Source organism: Chloroflexota bacterium (assembly GCA_026713825.1).
Taxonomy (GTDB): Bacteria; Chloroflexota; Dehalococcoidia; order Lucifugimonadales; family UBA1127; genus UBA1127.
Window position 1 is genome coordinate 1 of the sequence record JAPONS010000107.1, and the last position, 8,615, is coordinate 8,615.

Below are 8,615 nucleotides of genomic sequence, written 5' to 3' on the forward strand. Positions count from 1 at the left end.
CCTCTCGCGGCCGCGGCGCCCCACCCCGACAAACCCAACCCCCTCCGCCGCCCCCCCCGTCGTCCCCGCCCCCCCGTCGTTCCCGCGGAAGCGGCAACCCAGCGCACGCGCGGACTCGAGGGGCCGCCCCCGCGCTCCGCCGACAACCCTGACACCACCCCCTCGCGCAAAACCCACCGCCCCCGCTACCCTCACTCCATGACATACGCATCCAACCCCATCCACCACACAGACCGGGCCCGCCCAACCACCGCAGCTCGCGAAAGAGCACACCACAACTGCACCAAAACGCAGCCATTTGTAACTCGTAGGCGGCTCGTAAGTGCTCGACACCCCCTGAGCGTGTTCAATCGAGTCGTATCTGTAGAGGGCAGTTTCGTAGGGGACTCATTCTGCAGAACTTCAACTGGAGCGACTCGAATCGAATCGAATGAGGCCACCCGGACCCAGAGACCCCAACAGCCAACATTCCCCCACTGGATACTACAATTGCGCACATACGGCGGAACTGTGATAGAATCCCCGAAACTCCTGGCAGGAGGACATAATGCTACCCGACATCTCAAAGGCAACTAACCCGAGGCGCCACCGCCGAGAGGGCCCCAACGCGGATACGGAGGGCGCGCAGGAGTTCCAGCGCCAGTATCCCATTGAGGCCCGGCGCTACAACTGGATCCAGAACCAGGTCCTGTGGCCCCTGCGCCATGCGGACGTCAACCCCATCAAGGTCGACCTGGGCACCCCCGAGGAGTTGACCGAGCACATCAAGAACTACGTCCTGGAAGTCGGCGCGGACGACGTCGGCATCGCAGAGATGGACCCCAACTTCGTGTTCGCCGACGCGGAGATGCCCGCCCACACCCGCGTCATCGCGTTCGGCGTCGCCATGAAGTACGACATGATGTCGGACATCGGCGCGAACTCCCAGCGTGAGGTGCACCGCGTGTACTTCAAGATGCTGGACATAGGCGTCCGTGTCGCGCAGTACATCGGCGCATTCGGGTACACCGCCACTGCCCACCCCAACGGCGGCGAGCTCGCGCACATCCCCTTCTCCTACCTGGCCGGCCTCGGCGAGCTGGGCAAGCACGGCTCCCTGATCAGCCCGAAGTTCGGCTCATCCTGGCGGCTGTCGTTGGTGTCGACCGACCTGCCGCTGGTGGTCGACGGCCCCCAGGACTACGGCATCGACGCCATGTGCGACCGATGCAACGTCTGCACCCGCTTCTGCCCCGGCGACGCCATTCACCCGGAGAAGAAGGAAGTCAACGGCGTCCTGCGGTTCCACGTAGACACCCCCGCCTGCGAGCCCTACTTCCAGCGCCTCTGGGGCTGCAAGATCTGCCTGATGGTCTGCCCCTTCAATGGCCGCAGCGTCTTCAAGGAGGGCTACCGCAACATCGCCAAGACCTGGCTCAGGCAAAGGACTACAAGGGCTACCTGCCGATGCTTGCCGCCAACACGCCCAACGCCGACAGCAACCTGGTCCTCTCCAAGTACATGGACGGCGGCGAGTCCTAGTTCGGTATTCAAGGCCATAGAGGTGGGGCGGCCCGGCCGCAAGTGCGGCGCTAGGCTGCCCCACCTTCGTGTCTCCAAGGAGAGGACGCCAGCTTGAAGATCCCTCGCGTTCCCCTGGTGTCGGCGGCGATAGGCCACGCGTCCACATGGGCTATCGTCCTCTTCCTGCTGCTCGTGCCGGCCTACGAGGGCGAGTCCGTTGAGGCCACGCTCCCCGGCGAGGAGCCGGCGGAAGCCGTGCGGACAACGGAGACTTTCCTGGATGCCAACGGCCTCTACGGCTTGTTTGTGGTGCTCGCGCCCGTCGTGCTGACCGGCATCGCGGTGCTCGGACAGTTTGTCTACCGCGAGCACATGTTCCGGCGCATGGCCGCGATATGGCTGCCCCTCATCGCAGTCCTGGCGCTCAGCTTCGCCGCGATATTCACCATCGGCGTGCTGTACGTGCCCGTGGCCATCGCGCTCTTCGTGGCAGCCCTTGCCGACCTCGCGCACCGGCCGGAGGAGGCGTGACTACCGTCCGCCCCAGTCGCGGCGGAACCGCAGCCGCCACGTCGCGCGGAAGACCTCCGGCGCGGCTTGCCGGAGGCGCACCTTGCTGCCCTCCGGCACGTGCCGCCACGCGACGGGGACCTCCGCCACCCGCATGCCGAGCCGTCGAGCGGCGAGCAGCAGCTCCAGGTCCAGCGCCCAGCCTGTCTCGGTGAGCAGCGGCAGCAGCGCGTCGAGCGCCTCGCGCCGAAGCGCCTTCGCGCCGCACTGCGGGTCGTGGACGCCCAGCCCGAGGAACCTGCGCGACCACATGGGCGAGAGACCGCTGACCAGTCGCCGCGCCCACGGCCTCGACTGCGGCTCCAGCGCCATATCGTGCTTGCGCCAGCCTACGGCGGCGTCATGCGCGTCCAACGCGTCCAGCAGCTTCCGCGCCTCGCCCGGCCCCACCATGTTGTCCGCGTCCACAAAGGCCACGCGATCGCCCGTCGCCTCCCGCAGCCCGGCGCGCACCGCCGCTCCCTTGCCGAGTATGGCGTCCTCGACGGTCCACCGGATGGCCGGACACTCGGACGCAGCCGCGTCCACAATGCGCTGCGTGCCGTCGGTGCACCCGTTGAGCGCCACAACCAGCTCCCATCGGCTGCCGTAGCCGGGGTTGAAGGCGGCCGCATAGGCGCGGAGCGTGGGGCCAATGCGAGCTTCCTCGTTGTGGGCGGGAATGACGATGGAGAGGTCCACGCGGCAGCTTTCTCCCTAAGGGGCGGGGTAATCTGGCCCTGTACGGCTATAATAGGGAAGGCTGGCCCCAACGACAACCAAATCGCACTTGCCCAACAGCAGTAAAGGAGGCGACATGCCGCAGGTCATGGTAACGGGCGCCGCCGGCTACGTCGGCAGCATTGTGGTGCAGGCGCTCAAGAAGAGCGGCTACGACATCCTCGGCATCGACAACCTCGCGAGGGGCCACCGCGCCGCCATCGACGAGGACATGACCTTCTACCGCGTCAACGCCGGTGACTCCGACGCCATTGACCGCATCATGCAGCAGTCGCCCATAGACGCCGTCGTCCACCTTGCCGGTTATGCCCAGGCCGGCGAGTCCGTGACTGATCCGGGCCTCTATTACGCCAACAACGTCCGTGACGGCATCACCCTGCTGGAGTGCATGCGCCGCAACAACGTCGCCAGCATTGTCTTCTCCTCAAGCGCGGCCGTGTACGGCGTCCCGGACAGGTCGCCAATCACGGAGGACCAGGCCCGCGCGCCAATCAATCCATACGGCCAATCCAAAGCGTGGATGGAGTTTGTGCTGGAGTCCTACGCCATGTCCCATGACTTCCAGGTGGTCTCCCTCCGGTACTTCAACGCCGCCGGGGCGGTCGGTCCGCTCGGCGAGGACCACCGGCCGGAGACCCACCTCATTCCCAACGCCATCCGCGTGGCGCTGGAGATGGATACTGAGCTGGCCATCTTCGGCGACGACTACCCGACGCCCGACGGCACCGCCGTCCGCGACTACGTCCACGTCGCCGATATCGCGCGCGCCCACGTCCAATGCCTAGAGGCCCTGGGCCAGCTGCCGCTGCTTGCGTATAACATCGGCACGGGCAGGGGCTACTCCGTGAAGGAAGTGGTGGACATGGTGGAGCGGGTCGCCCTGACGTCGGTGCCCACGCGTATGGAGCCGCGCCGGCCCGGCGACCCGCCGGAGCTCGTCGCCGACGCAACCGCGCTGCAGACCGACGTTGGTTGGCAGCCGGAGCTTTCGGGTCTCGACCAGATCGTGAAGGACGCCTTCCGCTGGCACCGCGACCACGAGCGGGGGTACCCCGGCGCCTAGGAGGCAGCCACAGTAAGCCCGGCCCAAGCTTCCGCCCCTTGACATGCAGGTGTAAGATTGGAACTCATCTGCACCTTCAATCGTCACATAAGGCATAGGGCTCCGGGCGGAGCGTCCCAAACTGAGGGCGCGCGCCGCCACCCGGAGCTTCAAACGCAATCCTACACATCGTGTGGCTCTGGCCTGCGCCAAGGGCATTCGGTAGCGATTCCAGATCAGCGACCTTAGCCGAATTTGCCTTTTGCGGAGGTCCTGATGCAGTATTTGGAAGTCATCCGGAATACGGACACCTTTGACTTACAACGCCGGGAGATCATAGAGGATGCCATTCGCCTGGCTGTCATGCTCTACCGGTCCAACAACCTGCCCAAGTGGTTCAAGACCGCGCAGGACCGCGACTAGTACCCCTGGCTTTCTACGCAGCGTGGCTTTACTGTCGCGCTGTTCTCTTTCCGCGCGCCGCCCATAGCCGGGAAAGTCGGGTACCATGGTGTCCATGACCCGGGGCGGCAGTCCCTCCAAAGGAGCCCATGACCACACCGCACATCGCGCTCGTCCGCAAGAGCGGGCGCTTCATCCTCGCCCTTGTGCGCATCGCCGCCGACAACCGCCTGTGGGCCACCGCCTCCGACGGCAAGCCCTTTCGCCTCTCCCCGCAGCAGCTCGTCTGGGAAACCGGGATCCACGTCGCCGACGGCGCCCTTCCCGCCTGGCTGGCGGATGCCGAGCGCCTGTCAGCCGAGCTCGACGCCACCGAGGCCTGGGACATCGTTGTCGAGGACGTGCCCGGCCTCTCGTTGGAAGACCTCGCCGGCCTCGTCTGCGAGCCGCCCTTCAACGAATTGCAGCGGGCCGCGCTCCTCCTCAGCCTCTTCACCGCCGCCGTCCAACGCTTCACCCCGGAGCCGCCGTCGCTGCTCCCCCGCTCCCGCGACGACGTCGAGCGTCAGCTTGCACGCCTTGAGGAGCGCCAGCAGTCCGTCGCGGAAGAGGCGCATTTCACCGCGTGGCTCGCGGGCGACTCAGCCTCCGAACTCACCGGTCGTCAACGCCAGTGGCTTGAAACCCTCGTGCAGTACGTCGCCGAGGGAGACAGCTCGACCGCGGCCCGCGCCGCAAAGACGTGGCTCCGCCCCCTCGCCGCCGGTCCCGACCAACGGCAGACCGCCTTTGACCTGCTGGCAGCCCGAGGCGTCCTTGACCCCGATGAGTTCCTCACGCTCCGCCGCCTCGGCCAGCCGACGTCGTTCACCGACGGGGAGCTTGCCGCCGCCAAGCCGGACACCCTGGCAGGCCCCGGCGTGGACGAGGGCCGAACAGACCTGACGCACCTGGACGTCTTTACCATTGACGAGGCCAGCACCATAGACATCGACGACGGCCTGTCCCTGCGCCAGATCGCGGACGGCTACGAGGTCGGCGTGCACATCGTGGACGCCGCTGCGCTCGTGCCCCTCGGCGGCACGCTGGACGACGCAGCACGAGCACGCATGACGAGCCTCTACCTCCCGGAAGGCACGCTCCACATGCTTCCCCGTGCTCTCGCAGAGGAGCGCGGAAGCCTTTCGGCGGGCAGCGATCGCCGCGCCGTGTCCCTCCTGACGCAGTGGAGCAGCGATCGCCGGCTTCAGGGATGGGACCTCTGCCGCTCCACCGTGCACAGCCGCCGCCGCTATACGTACACCGAGGCCGACGACGCCCTCATGTCCGATGAAGGGGAGGCAGGCGGCGGTCTGCGCGATCTGCAAGCCACCGCGCAGACGCTGCGTGCCGCCCGTCTTGAAGCGGGAGCGCTGGAGATGGAGCGCCCGGAGGTCAGAGTCACCGTAGACGCCGAGCGGAACGTCGCCGTGTCCGTGACGCCCGTGCCTACCCCGGCGCGGCGCATGGTGGCGGAGTTCATGGTGCTCGCCAACCGGCTCATCGGCGAGCGTCTCCGAGATTACGGCGTGCCCACCATCTACCGCACGCAGGAACCGGTGTCGCTGGAGGACGTGCCGGACACCAGCATCGATGCCGTTCGCCAGTACCACATCCTCCGGCAGATCCGCCCCTCGCGCCTCTCGACCACACCGGGCCCGCACGCGCTCATTGGCGTCGAGCCCTATGCGCAGGCGACATCGCCCCTCCGTCGCTACCTTGACCTCGTGGTGCAGCGACAACTGGCGGCCGCGCTGTCCGGCGAGGAGCCGCCGTACTCGCCCGATGACCTGAAGGGGCTGATCGGGGAGGCCGACGCCACCCTCCGAGACCTGAATCGCGCCGAGGACGAACGCAAGCGGCACTGGATGCTCAAGCACCTTGCGGGGCGCATCGGCGAAGCCTTCCCCGCCATCGTGCTGGACGTGCGGGAGCGGCAGAGCGTGGTGGAGCTGGATACCTTCCTCATCCGCAGCAACGTCTACCTTCCACCCTCGACTGTACCGGGGCAGACCGTGCAGCTGGTATTGCAGGAAGTGGACACTTGGCGAGGGCAGGCACGGTGGCGACATACAGAATAGGGCGAGCGTCTAGGTCAGCGTCCCATGCACTGCGAGCCACACGCACGGCGGGTCCACGCTGGTCGAGGCGACGCGGTGCCGGGGGTGCGCCGGGATGAGGACGTGGCCGCCCGTGTCTAAGGTGACCACTGAGCCGTCCTCGTACTGCAGGACCGCGCTGCCCTGAATGACCGCGACCCACTCGTCGCGGTCCTGGTCGTACCACTCGCCCTCGGGCGTCGACTGCCCGCCGGACACGATACGCTCGATCTTCACGCCGGCGTCGGGAATGAGATCGGTGAACATCTCCTCCGGCGGCAGCGGTTCCGGCAAGTCGTAGAGATTAAGTGACATAGCAGCCTCCGTAGGCATACAGGCGCTTGGCGCCCCGCCGGCGGTTACCCGCCGTACACTGTCGTGTACGGCTTGAATACGGCCCACGCAAACCAGAAGTGCGTCCCGTGTACGACCGGCTCCAGCCGTTTGCCCGCCAGCATCCCGTCAACCGCGAGGCCGAGCAGCGTCCAGCGGCTCCCGGTCTCCTCGTCGACGAAGTACTCGTCAACCGCCGTGAAGGTCAGCGGCATGCCGTCCACCACCGGACGGTACACGGCCGCCGCGCCGACGTCCCGGCCGCCCCCGACCCTCGCGTCATCCAGCGCGGAGTTGGCCCCGAACTGGAAAAGCACAACCAGGTCCCGCCCGCCGACGGTGTGGTGTACGACAGGCTCGTGCTCCAGCGTTGTCAGCGGGAAGGCGATAGCCTCAATGCCCTCCTGTACCACGACGACGCGGTCCAGCGGACTCAGCCGCTTGTCCGGTTCACCGAAGAAGAGGAACGGCGTCTGGCGGTCGTAGAGCTCGTACGGGTTGCGGCCGTACTGGCGGCTGTAGCCCGTATCCCGAGAGAGCACACGTCCGTCTGGGTAGGCCTCCTTGAAGTCCTCCCACGAAACGAGGAATGACGGCAGGATTGTCAGTCGCTCGCCCAGCAGCTCGCCGATGATGGCTTCACCCACAATCTGCTGCCACCACGACTCCGTCTGCCGGTCGTACATGATCATGTCGCTGTGCCGCAGCACGCCCGACACGCCGAAGTCCAGCGTGCGGCCGCCCAGGCCGCTGCCGCCGCTTAAACGGCGGTCGAAGGTGATGGCCGAGTTGCACAGAGGGCAGTAGGTCACGGCCACGGGCACGCCGTCGACGGTGTCGTTGACGATCTCGTGCCAGATGAGGATTGCGAGGGGGTAGGCCCTGACGTCGCCGTCAATCTCTACCACGTGCACCTGTTCCCGGTTGTCCAGCCATTCGTCGCCGGCCGCGATGTCCTCGAACACCGGCTCGTCAATGGCCGGGATGCCGTCCTTGCCAGGCCCGCCTGAGAAAACCTCACTCAAGGAGATGGACCGCCGGGTGAAGTCCGTCTTCCACCCGCTGGTGCTGAAGCGGGCGTTCTTGAGCTCCTCATCGCTGCCGAAGTCCGGCGTGGGCGTGACGGTGGGCCAGGGGGTCTCGCCGGGCGGGAGCGGCGCCGCGGGCTTGGGGCCGGATGGGGGGACCGTGTCCAGGGAGCCGGTGAAGGGGCGTGCTGTGGCGGTGGGCTGTGCGGCGGCCTCGCTCGCGACGCCGGCGGCGTCGGCGCAGGCGGCGGTCACCAACAGAAGCGTCGACAGGAGGAGCAACTGCGGCATGAAGCCAACGGTGCGGCGGTGAGGAGAGGCGGCGTTGCGGGGCTTGGCATAGGTGGGAAGCGTCTTCACATGCTCCACTCAGAAGCAGATTGCCGTCAGGGCTGTACTTCCAGCATAACGGATACGTGTTGACGATGGCGAACGCTTTCGCTACCATCAGTTAGGTTGTGCAGCAGTGCGGCCCCATCGGGAGCCTCTTCCCTTGCCCCAGTGGCGCAATGGTAGCGCAGGCGACCTGTAATCGCCAGGTTATCGGTTCGAATCCGGTCTGGGGCTGAGCCAATGCCACCCCACGCAGTGCAGGCTGCGCTTTGCGCAGGGTTGGCGATGGATACCCGCAATGCTACACTGGTACCCGCGAGGAGGGATGGCGGAGCGGCCAATCGCACCAGACTGTAAATCTGGCGCCCGGAAGGGCTTCGTAGGTTCGAATCCTACTCCCTCCAGTTCAATTGCACGGGAAAGAAAAGCGGGCCCACATAGCTCAGAGGCAGAGCACGTTCTTGGTAAGAACGGGGTCGCCGGTTCGATTCCGGCTGTGGGCTCCACAAAGCTGAGGAGGAGGTTTTCGCAATGGCCAAGCAGAAG

General features: G+C 66.5%; 8 protein-coding genes and 3 tRNA genes. 8 read left to right on the plus strand and 3 right to left on the minus strand.

The genetic code is table 11. From position 1 onward, the window contains the following. The first annotated feature begins 547 nt into the window (after positions 1–547). Entirely contained in the window at positions 548–1,618 is a 1,071-nt protein-coding gene (locus OXC99_12145; protein MCY4625734.1) for a hypothetical protein, read from the plus strand. After that, a complete protein-coding gene (locus OXC99_12150; GenBank protein MCY4625735.1) occupies positions 1,615–2,034 on the plus strand; it encodes a hypothetical protein in 420 nt (139 codons plus the stop codon). Before OXC99_12145 ends, OXC99_12150 begins: the two co-directional genes overlap by 4 nt. Here the strand turns inward: OXC99_12150 and OXC99_12155 are convergent, their stop codons facing one another. Further along, positions 2,035–2,754: a glycosyltransferase gene (locus OXC99_12155; protein ID MCY4625736.1), complete on the minus strand. Its 720-nt coding sequence runs from the start codon at positions 2,752–2,754 to the stop codon at positions 2,035–2,037. Positions 2,755–2,869: 115 nt separating this feature from the next. Here OXC99_12155 and galE point away from each other — a divergent pair, with 115 nt between their 5' ends. The 3 genes from galE (at position 2,870) to OXC99_12170 (ending at position 6,357) form a co-directional block, all read left to right on the plus strand. Next, positions 2,870–3,856 (plus strand): UDP-glucose 4-epimerase GalE, encoded by a 987-nt coding sequence (gene galE / locus OXC99_12160; GenBank protein ID MCY4625737.1) that lies wholly within the window; start codon positions 2,870–2,872, stop codon positions 3,854–3,856. Between the two features lie 255 nt (positions 3,857–4,111). After that, complete coding sequence (locus OXC99_12165; protein ID MCY4625738.1) at positions 4,112–4,258, plus strand: hypothetical protein; 147 nt, start codon at positions 4,112–4,114, stop codon at positions 4,256–4,258. 128 nt (positions 4,259–4,386) lie between these two features. Then, a complete protein-coding gene (locus tag OXC99_12170; GenBank protein MCY4625739.1) occupies positions 4,387–6,357 on the plus strand; it encodes a ribonuclease catalytic domain-containing protein in 1,971 nt (656 codons plus the stop codon). Positions 6,358–6,366: 9 nt separating this feature from the next. Here the strand turns inward: OXC99_12170 and OXC99_12175 are convergent, their stop codons facing one another. Together OXC99_12175 and OXC99_12180 are read right to left on the minus strand one after the other, a co-directional pair. Further along, the gene (locus tag OXC99_12175; protein ID MCY4625740.1) at positions 6,367–6,690 is read right to left on the minus strand and encodes a cupin domain-containing protein; all 324 of its coding nucleotides are present in this window, start codon (positions 6,688–6,690) and stop codon (positions 6,367–6,369) included. A gap of 44 nt (positions 6,691–6,734) precedes the next feature. Beyond that, complete coding sequence (locus tag OXC99_12180) at positions 6,735–8,096, minus strand: DUF3179 domain-containing protein (protein MCY4625741.1); 1,362 nt, start codon at positions 8,094–8,096, stop codon at positions 6,735–6,737. 135 nt (positions 8,097–8,231) lie between these two features. Here OXC99_12180 and OXC99_12185 point away from each other — a divergent pair. The 3 genes from OXC99_12185 to OXC99_12195 all read left to right on the plus strand — a co-directional run bounded on the left by OXC99_12185 (position 8,232) and on the right by OXC99_12195 (position 8,575). Continuing rightward, a tRNA-Thr gene (locus OXC99_12185) sits at positions 8,232–8,303 on the plus strand. Positions 8,304–8,388: 85 nt separating this feature from the next. Then, positions 8,389–8,473, plus strand: a tRNA-Tyr gene (locus OXC99_12190). 27 nt (positions 8,474–8,500) lie between these two features. Then, positions 8,501–8,575: transfer RNA gene (locus OXC99_12195), tRNA-Thr, on the plus strand. Positions 8,576–8,615 lie beyond the last annotated feature (40 nt).